The sequence below is a fragment of the Pseudomonas sp. RGB genome, from assembly GCF_007713445.1.
GTDB lineage: Bacteria > Pseudomonadota > Gammaproteobacteria > Pseudomonadales > Pseudomonadaceae > Aquipseudomonas.
In genome coordinates, this window is record NZ_VMSH01000003.1 from 312202 (window position 1) to 330923 (window position 18722).

Here is an 18722-nt window from a genome sequence, read left to right on the forward strand (position 1 = left end):
TAAGATCCCGATGACTAGTTTGCATGCCGACGAGGCGTTCCTCGGCCATTACCAGTTAAGCCACGACCCTTTTGCTCCGCGGGTACCTGGCTTCAAATTTTTCCCTGCCCAGCGCAAGCCGGTGCTTGGTCAGTTGCACCATCTGGCGCGCTACAGTCAGCTGTTGCTGGTGGTCACCGGGCCGTTGGGCAGCGGCAAGACCCTGCTGCGCCAGGCACTGGTCGCCAGCACCAACAAGCAATCGGTACAGAGCGTGGTGGTGTCGGCCCGCGGTGCCGGTGACGCGGCGGGCGTATTGCGCCAAGTGGCCCAGGCGCTGAACGTATCCAATGCCGAGCCGAACGCGATCCTCAAGCAAGTGGTGCAGCTGGGCCTGACCGGCCAGGAAGTCTACCTGCTGGTGGACGACGCCGAGCAGCTCGACGAATCCGCCCTGGAGGCGCTGTTAGCGCTGGCTGCGGGCACGCCTGAAGGCCGCCCGCACGTGTTCCTGTTTGGCGAGTCGTCGTTGATCGCCGATCTGGAGCAGATCAGCGGTGATCAGGAGCTGTTTCACGTTATCGAATTGCAGCCGTACGAAGAGGAAGAAACCCGCGAATACCTGGCGCAACGCCTTGAGGGCGCCGGGGCCGGTATCGAACTTTTCTCCGCTGCGCAGATCTCTGATATTCACGAAAGCTCCGACGGCTGGCCTGGCACCATCAACCAGGTTGCCCGGGATGCCTTGATCGAAGCCATGATTGCAAGCCGCTCTGCGGTTAAGCGTCCAAAGATGGGGTTTACTATGCCTAAGAAGCACGTATTGGCTATTTCCGCCGTTGTCGTGGTCGCTGTCGCCGCCGCCTGGTTGATCCCTGGCCGTAGCAAGGCGCCCACCACCGCCGGCGCGCCAACCGAACAGGCGCAGTTGCCACTGGGCAAGCCCACACCAAACGTCGAATTCGCCAACTCCGGCCAACCGACCAACCTGCCGATGGTTGGCCAGCCGGTAATGCGTGGCCCGCTCGCCGAAGAAGCCGGTGGCATTTCCGAAGGCGACGACGGTGTGCCGGTGGAGGGCTCCAGCGCCACGCCGCCGACCGTAACCACTACCGCGCCGCCTGCGGGCGTGCCAGCCGGTCAGCCGGCAGCTCCGGTTGCCAAGCCGACCCCTGCACCGACTGTCGCCACCGCCAAGCCAGCGCCGGTGACCAAGCCTGTCGCACCGGCGCCAGCCGCCAAGCCAGCGCCGGCACCGGCTGCCAAGCCTGCCGAGAAACCTGCGGCAACCGTCGCCAAGGCAGGCGGCGCCGGCAGCAGCTGGTACACCAGCCAGCCAACCGGCAACTTCGTGGTGCAGATCCTCGGCACCAGCTCCGAAGCCAACGCTCAGGCGTTCGTGAAAGAGCAGGGCGGTGAGTACCGTTATTTCAAGAAAGTGCTCAACGGCAAGCCTCTCTACGTGATCACCTACGGCAACTTCTCCAGCCGTGCAGCAGCGGAATCCGCTATCAAGGCCTTGCCAGCGAAGGTTCAGGCTGGTAAACCTTGGCCTCGCACTGTCGCCAGCGTCCAACAGGAACTGGCAACAACTCGCTGAAGATTCGGCGGCCTTACCCAGGCCGCCTCTCCCGGCACCTCAAAAAACTACAAAAGCGTGCAGCCCTGAAGGCCGCGCGCTTTGTGGTGTCTGCGCCAGTTGCTTTTGAGTCGTAGCGGTCAAAATTAAAAAAGTTTTGACTAGCACAGCATATCGTTTTAAACCTTTCATAAATGCGACATAGATTTGCGACATTTCGTCGTTAAATTTGTGAGCGTTCGTGTCGGTGTGTACAATGACCTCCCTTTTGCCCCCGCTAAGCCGGCGTACGTTCGGCGTGGAAGGTAACCGGTTGAATTGAAAAGAAATTTGCCTCGTTATAAGAGGCAGCCTGGTGAGAAAGTGTCTATGAAAGCAGGTCTGTACCAACCCGATGAATTCAAGGATAACTGCGGTTTCGGCCTGATAGCCCACATGCAGGGCGAGCCCAGTCATACCCTTTTGCAAACGGCCATCGAGGCCCTGACCTGCATGACCCACCGCGGTGGGATCAACGCCGACGGCAAGACCGGTGACGGTTGCGGCTTGCTGATTCAAAAGCCCGACCGGTTCCTGCGTGCTGTCGCAAAAGAGCAATTTGCGGTCGACCTGCCCAAGCAGTACGCCGTGGGCATGGTGTTTTTCAACCAGGACCCGGTTAAAGCCGAAGCCGCTCGCGAAAACATGAACCGCGAGATCCTGGCTGCCGGCCTGCAACTGGTTGGCTGGCGCAAAGTGCCAATCGACACCAGCGTGCTCGGCCGCCTGGCCCTGGAGCGCCTGCCGCAGATCGAACAAGTGTTCATCGCAGGCGAAGGCCTGAGCGACCAGGACATGGCGATCAAGCTGTTCACCTCGCGTCGTCGCTCGTCGGTGGCCAACGCCGCCGACACCGACCACTACATCTGCAGCTTTTCGCACAAAACCATCATTTATAAAGGCCTGATGATGCCGGCGGACTTGACCGCCTTCTATCCAGACCTGAGCGATGAGCGCCTGCAAACCGCGATCTGCGTGTTCCACCAGCGCTTCTCCACCAACACCCTGCCGAAATGGCCGCTGGCCCAGCCATTCCGCTTCCTCGCCCACAACGGCGAGATCAACACCATCACCGGCAACCGCAACTGGGCCGTGGCCCGTCGCACCAAGTTCGCCAACGATTTGATGGACCTCGAAGAGCTCGGCCCGCTGGTCAACCGCGTGGGTTCGGACTCCTCGAGCATGGACAACATGCTCGAACTGATGGTCACCGGCGGCATCGACCTGTTCCGTGGCGTGCGCATGATCATTCCGCCAGCGTGGCAGAACGTCGAAACCATGGACCCGGACCTGCGTGCGTTCTACGAGTACAACTCGATGCACATGGAGCCGTGGGACGGCCCGGCGGGCGTGGTCATGACCGACGGCCGCTACGCGGTGTGCCTGCTCGACCGTAACGGTCTGCGCCCGGCGCGTTGGGTCACCACCACCAACGGTTTCATCACCCTGGCGTCGGAAATCGGCGTGTGGGACTACAAGCCTGAAGACGTGATCGCCAAAGGCCGCGTCGGCCCTGGCCAGATCCTGGCCGTGGACACCGAAACCGGGCAGATCCTCGACACCGATGCCATCGACAACCGCTTGAAGTCGCGTCACCCCTACAAGCAATGGCTGCGCAAGAACGCCCTGCGCATCCAGGCGACCATGGAAGACAACGATCACGGCTCGGCTTTCTACGACGTCGACCAGCTCAAGCAATACATGAAGATGTACCAGGTCACGTTCGAGGAGCGCGACCAAGTGCTGCGTCCGCTCGGCGAGCAAGGCTACGAGGCCGTCGGCTCCATGGGCGATGACACGCCGATGGCCGTGCTGTCCCAGCGCGTGCGCACGCCGTACGACTACTTCCGCCAGCAGTTCGCCCAGGTGACCAACCCGCCGATCGACCCGCTGCGCGAAGCCATCGTGATGTCGCTGGAAGTCTGCCTCGGTGCCGAGCGCAACATCTTCCAGGAATCGCCTGAGCACGCCTCGCGTGTGATCCTCAGCTCGCCGGTGGTGTCTCCGGCCAAGTGGCGTTCGTTGATGACCCTGGATCGCCCAGGCTTCGACCGCCAGATCATCGACCTGAACTACGACGAGAGCCTGGGCCTTGAAGCCGCGGTGCGTAACGTCGCCGATCAGGCCGAAGAAGCCGTGCGCGCCGGCCGTACTCAGATCGTGCTGACCGACCGCCATATCGCGCCGGGCAAGCTGCCGATCCACGCCTCGTTGGCGACCGGTGCGGTGCACCACCGTCTGACCGAAAAAGGCCTGCGTTGCGACTCCAACATCCTGGTTGAAACCGCCACCGCCCGTGACCCGCACCACTTCGCGGTGTTGATCGGCTTCGGCGCGTCGGCGGTGTACCCGTTCCTGGCGTACGAAGTGCTCGGTGACCTGATCCGCACTGGTGAAGTGCTGGGCGACCTCTATGAGGTGTTCAAGAACTACCGCAAAGGCATCACCAAGGGCCTGCTGAAGATCCTGTCGAAGATGGGCATCTCCACCGTCACGTCCTACCGCGGCGCGCAGCTGTTCGAAGCCATCGGCCTGTCCGAAGAAGTCTGCGAGCTGAGCTTCCGTGGCGTGCCGAGCCGCATCAAGGGTGCGCGTTTCGTCGACATCGAAGCCGAGCAGAAAGCCCTGGCAGCCGAAGCCTGGAGCGCGCGCAAGCCGATCCAGCAAGGCGGCCTGCTCAAGTTCGTGCACGGTGGCGAATACCACGCCTACAACCCGGACGTGGTCAGCACCCTGCAAGCCGCCGTGCAGCAGGGCGACTACGCCAAGTTCAAGGAATACACCGCGCTGGTGGATAACCGTCCGGTGTCGATGATCCGCGACCTGTTCAAGGTGAAAACCCTGGACACGCCGCTGGCCATCAACGAGATCGAGCCGCTGGAATCGATCCTCAAGCGTTTCGACTCCGCCGGTATTTCTCTCGGCGCCTTGTCGCCTGAGGCTCACGAAGCCCTGGCCGAAGCCATGAACCGCCTGGGTGCGCGTTCCAACTCCGGCGAAGGCGGTGAAGACCCGGCGCGCTACGGCACCATCAAGAGCTCGAAAATCAAGCAGGTCGCGACCGGCCGTTTCGGTGTCACCCCGGAATACCTGGTCAACGCCGAAGTGCTGCAGATCAAAGTCGCCCAGGGCGCCAAGCCGGGTGAAGGCGGGCAACTGCCAGGCGGCAAGGTCAACGGCCTGATCGCCAAGCTGCGTTATGCGGTGCCGGGCGTGACCCTGATTTCGCCGCCGCCGCACCACGACATCTACTCGATTGAAGACTTGTCGCAGCTGATTTTCGACCTGAAACAAGTCAACCCGCAGGCGTTGGTCTCGGTGAAACTGGTCGCGGAAGCCGGCGTGGGCACCATTGCCGCTGGCGTGGCCAAAGCCTATGCCGACCTGATCACCATCTCCGGCTACGACGGCGGCACCGGCGCATCGCCGCTGACCTCCATCAAGTACGCCGGTGCGCCGTGGGAACTGGGCCTGGCGGAAACCCACCAGACTCTGCGCGGCAACGACCTGCGCGGCAAAGTGCGCGTGCAGACCGACGGCGGCCTGAAAACCGGCCTCGACGTGATCAAGGCCGCGATCCTCGGCGCCGAAAGCTTCGGCTTCGGTACCGCGCCAATGATCGCCCTGGGTTGCAAATACCTGCGCATCTGCCACCTGAACAACTGCGCCACCGGCGTGGCGACTCAGAACGAGAAGCTGCGCAAGGATCACTACATCGGCACCGTCGACATGGTGGTGAATTTCTTCACCTATGTCGCCGAAGAAACCCGTGAGTGGCTGGCCAAGCTGGGCGTGCGCTCCCTCGAAGAACTGATCGGGCGTACCGACCTGCTCGACATCCTCGAAGGCCAGACCGCCAAGCAACAACACCTGGACCTGACGCCGCTGCTGGGCAGCGATCACATCCCGGCAGACAAGCCGCAATTCTGCCAGGTGGACCGCAACCCGCCGTTCGACAAAGGCCTGCTGGCCGAGAAGATGGTCGACATGGCCAGCGCCTCGATTAACGACGCCAGCGGTGGCGAATTCGCCCTGGATATCTGCAACTGCGACCGTTCCATCGGCGCACGCATTTCCGGCGAAATTGCGCGCAAGCACGGCAACCAGGGCATGGCCAAGGCGCCGATCACCTTCCGCTTCAAGGGCACTGCGGGCCAGAGCTTCGGCGTGTGGAACGCCGGCGGCCTGCACATGTACCTGGAAGGTGACGCCAACGACTACGTGGGCAAGGGCATGACCGGCGGCAAGCTGGTGATCGTTCCGCCAGTCGGCAGCGTCTACAAGACTCAAGACAGTGCCATCATCGGCAACACCTGCCTGTACGGCGCAACCGGCGGCAAGCTGTTTGCAGCCGGTACGGCCGGTGAGCGTTTCGCGGTGCGTAACTCCGGTGCCCACACCGTGGTGGAAGGCACGGGCGATCACTGCTGCGAATACATGACCGGTGGTTTTGTCGCGGTGCTGGGCAAGACTGGCTACAACTTCGGCTCGGGCATGACTGGCGGTTTCGCCTACGTGCTCGACCAGGACAACACCTTTGTCGACAAGGTCAACCACGAGTTGGTCGAGATCCAGCGGATCAGCGGCGAAGCGATGGAATCCTATCGCAACCACTTGCAGCATGTGCTGGACGAATATGTCGAGGAAACTAACAGCGAATGGGGTCGTAACCTCGCTGAAAACCTCGATGACTACCTGCGTCGTTTCTGGCTGGTCAAGCCCAAGGCTGCCAACCTGAAATCGTTGCTTTCCAGCATCCGTGCCAACCCGCAGTGATATGCGCCTGAAGAGTTTGATGAGGTTTTAACATGGCTGAACGTCTGAATAACGACTTCCAGTTCATCGATGTCGGGCGCAAAGATCCGAAGAAGAAACTGTTGCGTCAACGCAAGAAAGAGTTCGTGGAAATCTACGAACCCTTCAAACCCCAGCACTCGGCCGACCAGGCCCACCGCTGCCTGGGTTGCGGTAACCCGTATTGCGAATGGAAGTGCCCGGTGCACAACTTCATTCCCAATTGGCTGAAGCTTGTGGCCGAGGGCAACATCCTCGCCGCCGCCGAGCTGTCGCACCAGACCAACACCCTGCCGGAAGTGTGCGGCCGGGTGTGCCCGCAGGATCGTCTGTGCGAGGGTGCCTGCACCCTCAACGACGGCTTTGGCGCGGTGACCATCGGTTCGGTGGAGAAGTACATCACCGACACCGCGTTCGCCATGGGCTGGCGCCCGGACATGTCCAAGGTCAAACCGACCGGCAAACGTGTTGCGATCATCGGTGCGGGCCCGGCGGGCCTGGGCTGCGCCGACGTGCTGGTGCGTGGCGGCGTGACACCGGTGGTGTTCGACAAGAACCCGGAAATCGGTGGCCTGCTGACCTTCGGCATCCCCGAGTTCAAGCTGGAAAAAACCGTACTGAGCAACCGTCGTGAAGTGTTCACCGGCATGGGTATCGAGTTCCGCCTCAATACCGAAATCGGCAAAGACATCACCATGGAGCAACTGCTCGCCGAATACGATGCGGTGTTCATGGGCATGGGCACCTACACCTACATGAAAGGCGGCTTTGCCGGTGAGGACCTGCCGGGCGTGTATGACGCGCTCGACTTCCTGATCGCCAACGTCAACCGCAACCTGGGCTTTGAAAAGTCGCCGGAAGATTTCGTCGACATGAAAGGCAAGAAGGTTGTGGTACTGGGCGGTGGCGACACCGCGATGGACTGCAACCGTACCTCGATTCGCCAGGGCGCCAAGTCGGTGACCTGTGCGTACCGTCGTGACGAAGCCAACATGCCCGGCTCGCGCAAAGAGGTGAAGAACGCCAAGGAAGAAGGCGTGAAATTCCTCTACAACCGCCAGCCGATCGCCATTGTCGGCGAGGACCGTGTTGAAGGCGTGAAAGTGGTCGAGACCCGTCTCGGCGAGCCGGATGCCCGTGGCCGTCGCAGCCCCGAGCCGATCCCGGGTTCCGAAGAAATCATCCCGGCCGACGCCGTGGTCATCGCCTTCGGTTTCCGCCCAAGCCCGGCGCCGTGGTTCGAGCAGTTCGAAATCCAGACCGACAGCCAGGGCCGCGTCGTGGCCCCGGAACAAGGCCAGTACAAGCACCAGACCAGCAACCCGAAAATTTTCGCCGGTGGCGATATGGTGCGCGGTTCTGACCTGGTGGTAACCGCGATCTTCGAAGGGCGCAATGCCGCTGAAGGGATCCTGGATTACTTGCAGGTCTAATCCCGATCCCGAGCTGAAATGGGATCAAAATGTGGGAGGGGGCTTGCCCCCGATAGCGGTGGTTCAGTGACAAAGACTGAAACTGACACACTGCAATCGGGGGCAAGCCCCCTCCCACATTGGTTTTGCAGCGCTTCCATGTCCGCGACAAATTGACCCGATAGACAAAAGGCACGGCTCACTCCGTGCCTTTTGCGTCGCGCTCTGAGAAAATGCCCGCACTTTTTTTGCGGATGCCGACATGACTGCCCTCAAGAACGACCGTTTCCTTCGTGCCCTGCTCAAGCAACCCGTAGACGTCACGCCCGTGTGGATGATGCGTCAGGCCGGTCGCTACCTGCCGGAATACCGCGCCAGTCGCGCCCACGCCGGCGACTTCATGAGCCTGTGCATGAACCCGGAGTTCGCCTGCGAAGTCACGATGCAGCCCCTGGACCGCTACCCACAACTGGACGCGGCCATTCTGTTCTCCGATATCCTGACCATCCCTGACGCCATGGGCCAAGGCCTGTACTTTGAAACCGGCGAAGGCCCGCGTTTCAAGAAAGTCGTCAGCACCCTGGCCGACATCGAAGCCCTGCCGATCCCCGATCCGCACAAAGACCTGGGCTACGTGATGGACGCGGTCAGCACCATCCGCCGCGAGCTCAATGGCCGTGTGCCGCTGATCGGTTTCTCTGGCAGCCCGTGGACCCTGGCCACCTACATGGTCGAAGGCGGCTCGTCGAAAGACTTCCGCAAGACCAAAGCCATGCTCTACGACAACCCACAGGCCATGCACCTGCTGCTGGATAAACTGGCGCAGTCGGTTACCGCCTACCTCAACGGCCAGATCATGGCCGGCGCGCAAGCGGTACAGATTTTCGATACCTGGGGTGGCAACCTGTCGGCGGCGGCGTATCAGGAATTCTCCCTGGCCTACATGCGCAAGATCGTCAGCGGCTTGATCCGTGAACACGAAGGCCGCAAAGTGCCGGTCATCCTGTTCACCAAAGGCGGCGGCCTGTGGCTGGAAAGCATCGCCGACGCGGGCGCCGATGCGCTGGGCCTGGACTGGACCTGCGACATCGGTGAAGCCCGTCGTCGCGTTGGCAACCAAGTCGCGCTGCAAGGCAACATGGACCCGACCGTGCTCTACGCCAAGCCTGAAGCGATCCGCACCGAAGTCGGCCGCATCCTGGCCAGCTACGGCAAGGGCACCGGGCATGTGTTCAACCTGGGCCATGGCATCACCCCGGAAGTGAATCCCGAGCATGCCGGCGCGTTCCTGCGCGCGGTGCACGAGTTGTCCGCCCAGTATCACGAATAAACGCAAAACCAATCTGGGAGGGGGCTTGCCCCCTCCCACATTAAAGCCAGAAATCCTCAGGCTTTCACATGGCCCAGTGGCGGCAACTTCGCCAACTTCAACGCCACCAACAGCGCGCCAATCAGCAATGCCACGATAAACCCGCCAATCCCGTTCCACCCGGCAAAGTGCCAGAAGAACCCGCCCGCCGTCCCCGCAATGCTTGAGCCCACGTAGTAGCAGAACAGGTACAGCGACGACGCCTGCCCCTTGGCCTTGACCGCGCGCCGGCCAATCCAGCTGCTGGCCACCGAGTGCGCGCCGAAGAAGCCGAAGGTAAAGATCAGCATGCCCGGCACCACCAGCCACAGCGGGGTGAACAGGGTCAGCAACATGCCCGAAAGCATCAACACGATTGTGCCCCACAACACGCGCCGCCGGCCGAGGCGGTCGGCCAGCGAGCCGATTTTCGCCGAGCTGTAGATGCCCGACAGGTACACCAGCGACAGCAGGCCGACCACGGCCTGGCTCAACGCGTAAGGCGACGCCAGCAGGCGATAGCCGATGTAGTTGAACATCGTCACGAACGCGCCCATCAGCAGGAAGGCTTCGAGAAAAAGCCACGGCAGGCCGGCGTCCTTGAAATGCATCACAAAGCCGTCTACCAGGCTGCGCGGTTTGAGGCTGCTGGCGCGGAAGTTGCGCGACTCGGGGAGGATCTTCCAGAACACCGTGGCAGCGATCAACGCCAGGGCGCCGATGATCAGCGTGGCGGTATGCCAACTGACGAAGTCGATCAGCACGCCCATGATCAGGCGCCCGCTCATGCCGCCAATCGCGTTGCCGCCGATGTACAAGCCCATGGCCAGGCCGATGTGTTGCGGGTGGATCTCTTCGCTCAGGTAAGTCATCGCGACGGCTGCCAGGCCGCTCAGGGACAGGCCGACCAGCGCACGCATCAGCAGGATGCCTTCCCAGGACGGCATCAGGCCGCTGGCGATGGTGGCCAGGGCAGCGCAAAACAGCGCAGCGACCATTACCGGTTTACGCCCGAGGGTGTCGGAAATCGGCCCGGTGATCAGCAGGCCAAATGCGAGCATGGCGGTGGCGACTGACAGGATCAGGCTGCTCTGCGCCGCGTTGATGGAAAACTCGTGGGACAGCGCGGGCATCATCGGCTGTACGCAATACAGCAGGGCAAAGGTGGCAAACCCACCGGAGAACAGCGCCAGCACGGTGCGCATGAACATTGGCGTGCCTTTTTCGATGAACTGCTCGTTGAGCTGGGCCACCACCTCATCCAGGGCGGTAGGCGGGACTTCTTGAGCAAATGGAGCGACAGCAGATTTCACGGGGACCTCGGCGAGGGAAAGCCTGCCAGAACTGGCAATGCAAAAAAGAATATAGCTGGCTAATGATTCTTTCCAATATATTGTTCGACCTGTTTGATAGCTTTTACGACCTAATGAGGTTTGCATGGAATTGCGTCACCTGCGGTACTTCATCAGCCGTCGCTGAAGAACTGCATTTCGGCCGCGCCGCGCAGGTGCTGGGCATCTCGCAACCGCCGCTGAGCCAGCAGATCCAGGCGCTGGAGCAAGAGGTGGGCGCGCGCTTGTTTGAACGCACCAATCGTCGGGTCGAGCTCAGTGAGGCCGGGCGCTTGTTCCTGCAAGAGGCGCGACTGGTGCTGGCGCAAGTCGACAAGGCCGCGGATGTCGCTCGGCGTGCCCAGTTGGGAGAGCTGGGGGAACTGAAGATTGGTTTCACGTCTTCCGCACCCTTCAATTCGAGCATTCCGCAGGCGATCTTTGCGTTTCGCCAGGCCTTCCCGGCGGTGCACTTGAGCCTGCAGGAAATGAGCAGCACCGAAGTGGCCGAATCGTTGGTGGATCAATCGATCCAGGTCGGCCTGATGCGCCCGCTGCCGTTGCCGGATTCGCTGAGTGTCATCGAGCTGATGCGCGAACCGCTGGTTGCCGTACTGAACGCCGGCCACCCGCTGGCGGAGGGCAGCGAGCGCGGTTTGCACCTGGCGCAACTGGCGCAGGAGCCGTTTGTATTCTTCCCGCGCAGCTATGGCAGCGGCCTCTACGCGCAGCTGCTCAACCTGGCCCGTGACGCCGGCTTCAGCCCGCACTTCGCTCAGGAGGCCGGGGAAGCGATGACGATTATCGGGTTGGTGGCGGCGGGCTTGGGCGTGTCGGTGCTGCCGGCGTCTTACCAGCGCATACGCATTGATGGCGTGGTGTATCGCACATTGCTCGATCAGGAGGCGGTCACGGCGGTATGGCTGGTGCAACGCAAGGGCGCGCAGTCGCCGAGGGCGAAGGCGTTTGTGGAGTTGTTGACGCGCAAGGCCGTGGTGTAGGCGAAGTCACATATCAGGTAACGGAACTGGCTTAGTGATTAGCCAGAAACCTGCGCAGAATCGCTCTTTTCCAAGCGAGTGATATGGATGGCACTTCTCTATCAGCCCAAGGAGGGCAGCGTGTTGATTTGTGATTTTCGAGGCTATGAGGTCCCGGAAATCATCAAGATTCGACCCGTCATTGTGATACGCAAACACCGAACCAATAAGCTGCTGGTAACGGTTGTGCCTTTGAGCACCACCGCCCCGCAAACGCTGCTGGAGCATCATTTGCAGCTAGACAGTCATCTTCAGGGCGCGAACCCCATCTGCTGGGCGAAGTGCGACATTGTGGCGACCGTAAGCCTGGGGCGACTGGATCGCATCAAAAGCAAAGACCGTCATGGAAAACGAACTTACAAAATCGCGGAGCTCACCAATGATCAGTTTTCAGCGATAAAGGCAGCGGTGCGCAGTGCGCTGGGGTTGCGATGAAGTGGGTAAGGAATAAGCGGCGCTTTGCCACCGATTGCAGGCGAGTTGTTTTCAGGCATACTGGCCGAGTTCCCGAAAGGGGCTTGTGAGACTCTGAGGATCCTGGGTAACCAGCCATCGCAGAGCCAGGCAGGAAGCGGCGATGACAAGCCAACCTGTTTGTGAAGAGGGCGCCGAAAGGCGCCCTTTGTCGTTTCTGACGGACCGCGATCCTCAGTTCTGCTTCGACGCCCCTGTCTGCTCAAACGACTGCGCCGCAGGTCCCGGCGCGTTACCCACGCCATTGCTACGCAGCGCGGCCATGATGTCGCGATCGAGCATGCTCACCCAGCGGTTGTAGTTGCGATGGATCTTGCCGTCCTTGTAGCCCAGGTCGCGGCTGTCGCGGTAGGTGATGGCGTAGCTGTTGCGGCTGTAACGGATGTCGATGGCCGCGTAGAACTGGTTGCGCACGGTGATCTGGGCCTGTACGAGTTGTGGGCTGAAACGCTGCACGGTCCACTCGCGTTTTTGCAGGGCCGTGACGATGACCTGCTTCATGGTTTCTTCGCTCACCTGAGTGCCGGCCGGTAGCTCGTGCTGGGTGTTGAGCACGGGTTTGCTGGTGCAACCGGCGGCGGTCAGCAAGGCCAGGGTGATCAGGGTGGCGCGTAGCAAGGAAGACATTCCATTTTCTCCAATCAATTAAAAAATCAGGCCCAGCGACGGAAAATCAGCGAGGTGTTGACGCCGCCAAACGCAAAGTTGTTGTTCATCACGTAGTCGTGGTGCATCTCGCGAAAGCCGCCCTGCAGATAATCCAGCTCGCCACATTGCGGGTCGACCACGTCCAGGTTGAAGGTGTGTACGTACTGGTCGCGGTTCATCATTTCGATGCTGAACCACGACTCCAGCGCGCCGCATGCGCCCAGGGTGTGGCCAAGAAAACTCTTCTGCGAACTGATCGGCATGTGGCGGCCGAACAGGCTGCTGGTGGCCAGGGTTTCGGCAATATCACCTTGATCGGTGGCGGTGCCATGGCCGTTGACGTAGCCAATGGCCGACGGCTCCAGCCCGGCATCTTCCAGGGCCAGCTCCATGGCGCGGCGCATGGTTTTCTGCTCCGGGCGGGTGGTGTGCTGGCCGTCGGCGTTGCTGCCGAAACCCACGAGTTCGGCGTGGATGTGCGCACCGCGCGCCAACGCGTGTTCCAGTTCTTCGAGCACCAGCATGCCGCCGCCTTCACCGATCACCAGGCCATCACGGCCGCTGTCGTAAGGACGTGGGCTGGTCTGCGGCGCGTCGTTTTTCAGGCTGGTGGCGTAGAGCGCATCAAACACCATGGCTTCGGTGGGGCACAGCTCTTCGGCGCCGCCGGCGAGCATCAACGGCAGGCGTCCGAACTTGATCGCTTCATACGCATAGCCGATGCCCTGGCTGCCGCTGGTGCAGGCGCTGGACGTCGGGATCAGCCGCCCGGTAAGGCCAAAAAAGATGCTGATATTCGCTGCCGTGGTGTGCGGCATCATGCGCACATAGGAGTTGGCGTTCAGCCCCTCTGCCACCGAGTTCAGCAGCATGTTGCCGAATGCCTTGATCTCGTCGGTGCTGCCGGTGGACGAGCCACAGGCCACGCCCATGCGCCCGTCCTTGATCGACTCGTCGCCGAGCAACCCGGCGTCCTGCAACGCCTGCTCCGCCGCCCACACTGCCAGGCGCGACACGCGACCCATGCTGCGCAGTTGCTTGCGCGTCCAGTGGGCCGGCACCACGAAATCGTCAATCGGCCCGGCCAGGCGCGTGTTCAGTTCGGTGAAACGGTCCCACTCGTCCATGCGCCGAATGCCGCTGCGGTTGGCGCGAAAGTTGGCGGCGATGGTGTCCCAATCGCTGCCCAGGGAGGTCATGCCGGCCATGCCGGTGACGACGACGCGTTTCATCAGCACAGGCCTCCGTTCACGGCCAACACCTGGCGCGTGATGTAGCCGGCTTCGGCCGACATCAGGAAATTCACTGCACCGGCCACTTCTTCCGGGGTGCCCATGCGCTGCGCCGGGATCATTTTCATCAGTTCTTCGACCGGCACGTTTTCATCCAGCATCGCGGTGTCGATCAAGCCGGGGGCTACACAGTTGACGGTGATCTTGCGCTTGCCCAGCTCGATGGCCAGCGCCTTGGCCGCGCCAATCAGACCGGCCTTCGACGCGCTGTAATTGACCTGCCCACGGTTGCCGATCAGCCCCGACACCGAGGTGATGCACACAATGCGGCCGGCGGCGCGACGACGAATCATCGGCATCATCACCGGGTGCAGCACGTTGTAGAAACCGTCGAGATTGGTGCGCATCACCACGTCCCAATCGTCTTCGGACAAGGCCGGGAACGCGCCGTCACGGGTCAGGCCGGCATTGAGCACCACGCCGTAGTAGGCGCCATGCTGCTCCACGTCGGCTTCAAGGATTTGCTTGCAGCTGGCGCGATCGGCCACGTCAAACTGCAGCACCCGCGCCTTGCGGCCCAGGGCTTCAATCTCGACCTGCACCGCGTCCGCTTCCGCGCGACCGCTGCGGCAATGCAGCACGATGTCATGCCCGGCCTGCGCCAGACGCAGGGCAATGGCGCGGCCGATGCCACGGCTGGAGCCGGTGACCAGTACGGATTCAGTCATGGCGTTTCGTCCTTCGATTCATCTAAATAGGTGGCCGCCTGGGGCGGTCGAAATACGTTCAAGCGCGCGCTGGCCTGGATACCGTCGCCGGTGAGGTGGCATTCGAACACACCCATGCCGTTGTCGTCTTCCAGCGAGCGCAGGCCGTGGATGCGCAGTTCGGCACCTGCCGGAAAGTGTTCCACGTTGCACTCGAACTTACGCGTGCCGAGCAGGAAGCCTAGCTCCACTGCTTCGCCGTTCTGGCGCGCGCGGCACCCGGCATACGCGGCGACGCTCTGCGCCATCAGCTCGATGCCGACCCAGGCCGGCAGGCTGCCGTCCGGGCGGTTGAACAGGCCGCCGGGTTTGACGGTAAGGCGCGTGTGAATCTGCTCTTCATCGAACGACAGCACCTGGTCGATCAGGATCATGTCGCCCGCGTGGGGCAGCAATTGGGCGAGTGGCCAATCAATCATGGGGCCTCTGCGATTATCAGGCTGACGTTGTTACCGCCGAAGGCAAACGAGTTGCTCATCAGGCAGCGTTTTTCCAAGGTGTCGCCGGTCTGCGCCCATTGCAGGGCGGGCAGCGCCGGGTCGGCCTGGCCGTCCCACACATGCGGCGGCACGCTGCCGTGGGTCAGGCTCAGCCAGCAGAACGCCGCTTCCAGCGCGCCGGCTGCACCGAGGGTGTGGCCGCTCATGGGTTTGGTCGACGAACAGGCCACGCCGTGGGGAAACAGGCTGGCCACGGCCAGGCTTTCCATGGCGTCGTTGTGCTGGGTGGCGGTGCCGTGCAGGTTCAAGTAACCGATCTGCTCGGGCACCAGCTTCGCGCTGGCCAAGGCCTTGCGCATCGCCTGCAATGCGCCTTTGCCGGTAGGCTCGGGCGCGGAGATATGGTGCGCGTCGCAACTGGCGCCACTGCCCAGCAGGGCAATCGGCGCCGGTTGTTGGGTCATCACAAACAGCACGGCCGCTTCGCCGATATTGATGCCATTGCGGTTCACTGAAAACGGATTGCAGCGCTCGTTGGAGACCGCTTCCAGCGCGGTAAAACCGTTGAGTGTCAGCTTGCACAGGCTGTCGACACCGCCGCAGATCACCGCGTCGCACACGCCCAGATCCAGCAGGCGTTGGGCGCTCATCAACGCGCGGGCGCTGGAGGTGCAGGCGGTAGAAATCACATAGGCCGGGCCGCTCAGTTGCAGCCAGTCGGCGAGGAAGTTGGCGGGGGCGCTGAGTTCCTGTTGCTGGTAGTCGTAGTCGCCGGGGAACTGCTTGTCGCGCAGGTAATTGGCGATGCCGCGGCTGGCCTCGTCGATGCCCGAGGTGCTGGTGCCCAGCACCACACCGACTCGCGAGGCGCCATAGGTGTGAATGGCCTGGCGGATCTCGCCCTCGATCTGCAACGCCGCTTCCAGCAACAACTGGTTGTTGCGGCTGCTTTGCTGGTTCAGTTCGAGCGGAATAGTCACCAGCTCGCTGCGCACGCCGCCGACCGGCAACACGTGTTCCGGCACCCAGCCACTCTCGGCACGCATGCCCGAGCAGTCGCCGGCAAACAAGCTGCGACTGACCTCGGCCTGGCCGCGTCCCAGGGCGCAAATCACGCCCAGCGCATTCAGATAAGCCGTCATCGAGCGACCCCCAGCGGTGTGATGCGATAGCTCAGCGGTTGGCCCGTCATGTTCACGCTGAACACCTCTGAAGATTGATAGACGATTTGCCAGTGGCCCGGCAGCGTGCGCGTGAGGTCCATGGCCTGGGCGCTCGGGTAAAGCGCGCGCACGTCATCCGATGAAGTCAGGGCAAACAGCAAGGCGGCAAACAGCTCGCGCGCCGCCGGGTTGGGCGGCAGCAGACCATCGGCCTGCCACTGGCCATTAAGCAGTTTTTGCCGCGCCTGGGGAATGCCCAGCGGGTCCATCATCGACCAGCGAAGGGCTGCGCCTTCGCGCTGGATCACCAACAGCCAGTCCTGGCTCTGGCCACCCGAAAGGCGCTGCACATGCAATTGCATCGGCAAGGCCAGCGCCGGGGTTTTTGCGGGCAGCGGCGGTTGGCTGGCGCAGGCGCTCAGCAGCAACAGGCAACCGATCAACAGCAGACGGATCATGGTGCGGCGCTCGCGAAAGGTTTACGCACCACACAGTTGACCAGCGTCTCTTCGCGCTGGCCCACCGGTGGCGGGTTGCGCAGGCCCCAGCGCTCGAGCAGGCCAAAATCACTGGAGCGGCTCCACCACAGATACGGGTACGAGACATTCTGCGGGGCGAATTCAAACCCCTGCTCGCGCAGCATCTCCAGGTATTCGTCGGCGCTTCTCTGCACGTGCATCGGGTGGCGGAACAGCCAGCGAATCACCCAGGTATCGATATAGGCTTCGGTGGACTCGGCAAACAGCAGATAGCCGCCCGGCTTGAGCACGCGGTAGAACTCCTTCAAGGCGCGATGCTGTTCCACCAGATGGTGGAAGGTCTGGTGGCAGAACAGGATATCGACGCTGGCGTCGGGCACCTCAAGGGTGGCGCAGTCACTGCCGATCAGCTCGACGGCCAGGCCTTGGCGCTCGGCTTCGGCCTTGCTCAGCGCCAGGCTATGCGGGTCGGCATCCACCCCGATCAGGCACTGCGGCGCGAACACCTGCTGCAAATACTGGAACGACTTGCCCTGGCCGCAACCGGCGTCCAGCAGCACCGGCGCGACCGGCAATGGCTCGGTGAACAAGCTGCGCAAGTCGTTGATCGCCACGCGCAACACGTGGTGCTGCCAAGTGTGGCTGCGCAGGAACCAGAAGCCGAACCGGGTTTCTTCGACGTAGTTTTTACTCAGGTAGTTTTTTTCCAGCGCTGGACTGCTCATACCGGCTCACTCGCGCAAATCTCCGACAACATCCGCAACCGCCGCTTGGGCTCGCTGACAAACGGGTTGCGATCATCCCACGCGTAGCCGGCGAGGATCGAGCTGATCATCCGGCGAATGTCCGGCGAGCTGCCCGGATGGAAAATCACATCCTGGAAGGTGCCGGCGTACCAGCCTTCGACGTAGCAGCGGAAGGTGTCGACGCCGCGTTTCAACGGCTCGGCAAACTCGGTTTGCCAGTCCACGGTTTCGCCCTTGAGTTGGCGGTGCAGCAAGCCTGCCGCCATGCTCGCCGAGCGCATGGCGATGGTCACGCCGGACGAAAATACCGGGTCGAGGAATTCTGCCGCGTTGCCCAGCAGCGCAAAGCCCGGACCGTGCAGGGTTTTGACGTTGGCCGAGTAGCCGCCGATGGTGCGCGCAGGCGTGTCCCACACGGCGTTTTGCAGCACGCCGGCCAGGCTCGGCGTTTCAGCGATAAAGCCGCGCAGGCACGCGTCGAGGTCGCTGTCGCGGCCGTCGAAATGCTCCTTCGCCGCGACCACGCCCACCGAGCAGCGGCCGTTGCTGAACGGGATGGTCCAGAACCAGATGTCACGCTGGGTCGGGTGGGTGGTCACGAGGATTTTGGTGCGGTCGAAACCGGGGTGTTCGATGCGGTCTTCGACGTGAGTGAACACCGCCTGGCGCACCGGGAAATTCGATGGCGCCTCAAGGTCCAGCAGGCGCGGCAACACACGGCCGTAGCCGCTGGCGTCGAGGACAAATTTGGCCTTGAGGTGGTATTCGCTGCCATTCTCGCGGCGCACGTGCAGGTAGCGGCTGTCACCGGAAAAATCCACACCGACGACGCTTTCGCCGTAGCGAATGTCGACGCCTTGCAAGGCGGCCTGGTCGGCCAGCAATTTGTCGAATTCACCGCGCTGCACCTGGAAGGTGGTGGGTTTGCCGTGGCTGAACGTGTCGCCAAAATCAAACGCGCTGTAGCGCTCGCCCCAGGCAAACGCAGCGCCGGTTTTTACCTGGAAACCCGCCGCCTGCACGGCCTCGAGCATGCCGGCTTCTTCGATAAAATCGATGCAGTGCGACAGCAGGCTTTCGCTAATCGAGAAGCGTGGAAAATGCTGGCGCTCGATAATCAATACATCATGCCCGTTGCGCTTTAACAGCGCGGCGGCGATGGCACCGGACGGGCCGGCACCGATCACCACCACCTGGCGACGTTCCATTTCAACTATGGGCACGAGGGCTCCTTGCCGCTATGGCGATAAT

Annotated in this window: 14 protein-coding genes and 1 pseudogene; 6 read left to right on the plus strand and 9 right to left on the minus strand. The window is 62.1% G+C overall.

Translation table 11 applies throughout. From position 1 onward, the window contains the following. The first annotated feature begins 10 nt into the window (after positions 1 to 10). From FPT15_RS08490 to hemE, 4 genes are all read left to right on the plus strand, one after another. Positions 11 to 1579, plus strand: a complete 1569-nt coding sequence (locus tag FPT15_RS08490) for an SPOR domain-containing protein (protein ID WP_145159992.1) — start codon at positions 11 to 13, stop codon at positions 1577 to 1579. 348 nt (positions 1580 to 1927) lie between these two features. Next, positions 1928 to 6373 (plus strand): glutamate synthase large subunit, encoded by a 4446-nt coding sequence (gltB, locus tag FPT15_RS08500; protein ID WP_145159996.1) that lies wholly within the window; start codon positions 1928 to 1930, stop codon positions 6371 to 6373. A 32-nt stretch (positions 6374 to 6405) separates the two neighbouring features. Then, the gene (locus FPT15_RS08505) at positions 6406 to 7824 is read left to right on the plus strand and encodes an FAD-dependent oxidoreductase (RefSeq protein ID WP_003171228.1); all 1419 of its coding nucleotides are present in this window, start codon (positions 6406 to 6408) and stop codon (positions 7822 to 7824) included. 241 nt (positions 7825 to 8065) lie between these two features. Next, the gene (gene hemE / locus FPT15_RS08510; protein ID WP_106577532.1) at positions 8066 to 9133 is read left to right on the plus strand and encodes a uroporphyrinogen decarboxylase; all 1068 of its coding nucleotides are present in this window, start codon (positions 8066 to 8068) and stop codon (positions 9131 to 9133) included. Between the two features lie 56 nt (positions 9134 to 9189). On the opposite strand, the gene FPT15_RS08515 is transcribed toward hemE, so the two are convergent. Beyond that, a complete protein-coding gene (locus tag FPT15_RS08515; protein WP_370004712.1) occupies positions 9190 to 10416 on the minus strand; it encodes an MFS transporter in 1227 nt (408 codons plus the stop codon). Between the two features lie 172 nt (positions 10417 to 10588). Here FPT15_RS08515 and FPT15_RS08520 point away from each other — a divergent pair. Both FPT15_RS08520 and FPT15_RS08525 read left to right on the plus strand, forming a co-directional pair. After that, positions 10589 to 11483, plus strand: a pseudogene (locus tag FPT15_RS08520) (LysR substrate-binding domain-containing protein). Between the two features lie 87 nt (positions 11484 to 11570). Further along, the gene (locus tag FPT15_RS08525) at positions 11571 to 11957 is read left to right on the plus strand and encodes a type II toxin-antitoxin system PemK/MazF family toxin (RefSeq protein WP_145160000.1); all 387 of its coding nucleotides are present in this window, start codon (positions 11571 to 11573) and stop codon (positions 11955 to 11957) included. 213 nt (positions 11958 to 12170) lie between these two features. Here FPT15_RS08525 and FPT15_RS08530 read toward each other — a convergent pair whose 3' ends face one another. Genes FPT15_RS08530 through FPT15_RS08565 form a run of 8 tightly spaced genes read right to left on the minus strand, consistent with a single transcriptional unit; the run spans position 12171 to position 18694 of the window. Next, positions 12171 to 12623: a hypothetical protein gene (locus FPT15_RS08530; protein WP_145160003.1), complete on the minus strand. Its 453-nt coding sequence runs from the start codon at positions 12621 to 12623 to the stop codon at positions 12171 to 12173. 26 nt (positions 12624 to 12649) lie between these two features. Continuing rightward, positions 12650 to 13876 carry a beta-ketoacyl-ACP synthase gene (locus FPT15_RS08535; protein ID WP_106577537.1) on the minus strand — a complete coding sequence of 409 codons (1227 nt, stop codon included), beginning with the start codon at positions 13874 to 13876 and terminating at the stop codon, positions 12650 to 12652. After that, positions 13876 to 14604 (minus strand): 3-oxoacyl-ACP reductase FabG, encoded by a 729-nt coding sequence (fabG, locus tag FPT15_RS08540; protein WP_145160005.1) that lies wholly within the window; start codon positions 14602 to 14604, stop codon positions 13876 to 13878. Before fabG ends, FPT15_RS08535 begins: the two co-directional genes overlap by 1 nt. Then, positions 14601 to 15062: a hotdog family protein gene (locus FPT15_RS08545; RefSeq protein ID WP_145160007.1), complete on the minus strand. Its 462-nt coding sequence runs from the start codon at positions 15060 to 15062 to the stop codon at positions 14601 to 14603. The genes fabG and FPT15_RS08545 overlap by 4 nt, the downstream gene beginning before the upstream one ends. Beyond that, positions 15059 to 16225 (minus strand): beta-ketoacyl-[acyl-carrier-protein] synthase family protein, encoded by a 1167-nt coding sequence (locus FPT15_RS08550; RefSeq protein WP_145160009.1) that lies wholly within the window; start codon positions 16223 to 16225, stop codon positions 15059 to 15061. Before FPT15_RS08550 ends, FPT15_RS08545 begins: the two co-directional genes overlap by 4 nt. Next, the gene (locus FPT15_RS08555) at positions 16222 to 16704 is read right to left on the minus strand and encodes a hypothetical protein (RefSeq protein WP_145160011.1); all 483 of its coding nucleotides are present in this window, start codon (positions 16702 to 16704) and stop codon (positions 16222 to 16224) included. Before FPT15_RS08555 ends, FPT15_RS08550 begins: the two co-directional genes overlap by 4 nt. After that, positions 16701 to 17435 (minus strand): class I SAM-dependent methyltransferase, encoded by a 735-nt coding sequence (locus FPT15_RS08560; RefSeq protein ID WP_178119674.1) that lies wholly within the window; start codon positions 17433 to 17435, stop codon positions 16701 to 16703. Before FPT15_RS08560 ends, FPT15_RS08555 begins: the two co-directional genes overlap by 4 nt. An 11-nt stretch (positions 17436 to 17446) precedes the next feature. Next, on the minus strand, positions 17447 to 18694 hold the full coding sequence (locus FPT15_RS08565) for an NAD(P)/FAD-dependent oxidoreductase (protein WP_145160015.1): 1248 nt from the start codon (positions 18692 to 18694) through the stop codon (positions 17447 to 17449). Positions 18695 to 18722 lie beyond the last annotated feature (28 nt).

What these genes read in the sequence shown, in the direction of transcription:
- FPT15_RS08490 (WP_145159992.1), top strand. Translation starts at nt 11, where the DNA reads ATGACTAGTTTGCATGCCGACGAGGCGTTCCTCGGCCATTACCAGTTA.
- gltB (WP_145159996.1), top strand. Translation starts at nt 1,928, where the DNA reads ATGAAAGCAGGTCTGTACCAACCCGATGAATTCAAGGATAACTGCGGT.
- FPT15_RS08505 (WP_003171228.1), top strand. Translation starts at nt 6,406, where the DNA reads ATGGCTGAACGTCTGAATAACGACTTCCAGTTCATCGATGTCGGGCGC.
- hemE (WP_106577532.1), top strand. Translation starts at nt 8,066, where the DNA reads ATGACTGCCCTCAAGAACGACCGTTTCCTTCGTGCCCTGCTCAAGCAA.
- FPT15_RS08525 (WP_145160000.1), top strand. Translation starts at nt 11,571, where the DNA reads ATGGCACTTCTCTATCAGCCCAAGGAGGGCAGCGTGTTGATTTGTGAT.
- FPT15_RS08530 (WP_145160003.1), bottom strand. Translation starts at nt 12,623, where the DNA reads ATGTCTTCCTTGCTACGCGCCACCCTGATCACCCTGGCCTTGCTGACC.
- FPT15_RS08535 (WP_106577537.1), bottom strand. Translation starts at nt 13,876, where the DNA reads ATGAAACGCGTCGTCGTCACCGGCATGGCCGGCATGACCTCCCTGGGC.
- fabG (WP_145160005.1), bottom strand. Translation starts at nt 14,604, where the DNA reads ATGACTGAATCCGTACTGGTCACCGGCTCCAGCCGTGGCATCGGCCGC.
- FPT15_RS08545 (WP_145160007.1), bottom strand. Translation starts at nt 15,062, where the DNA reads ATGATTGATTGGCCACTCGCCCAATTGCTGCCCCACGCGGGCGACATG.
- FPT15_RS08550 (WP_145160009.1), bottom strand. Translation starts at nt 16,225, where the DNA reads ATGACGGCTTATCTGAATGCGCTGGGCGTGATTTGCGCCCTGGGACGC.
- FPT15_RS08555 (WP_145160011.1), bottom strand. Translation starts at nt 16,704, where the DNA reads ATGATCCGTCTGCTGTTGATCGGTTGCCTGTTGCTGCTGAGCGCCTGC.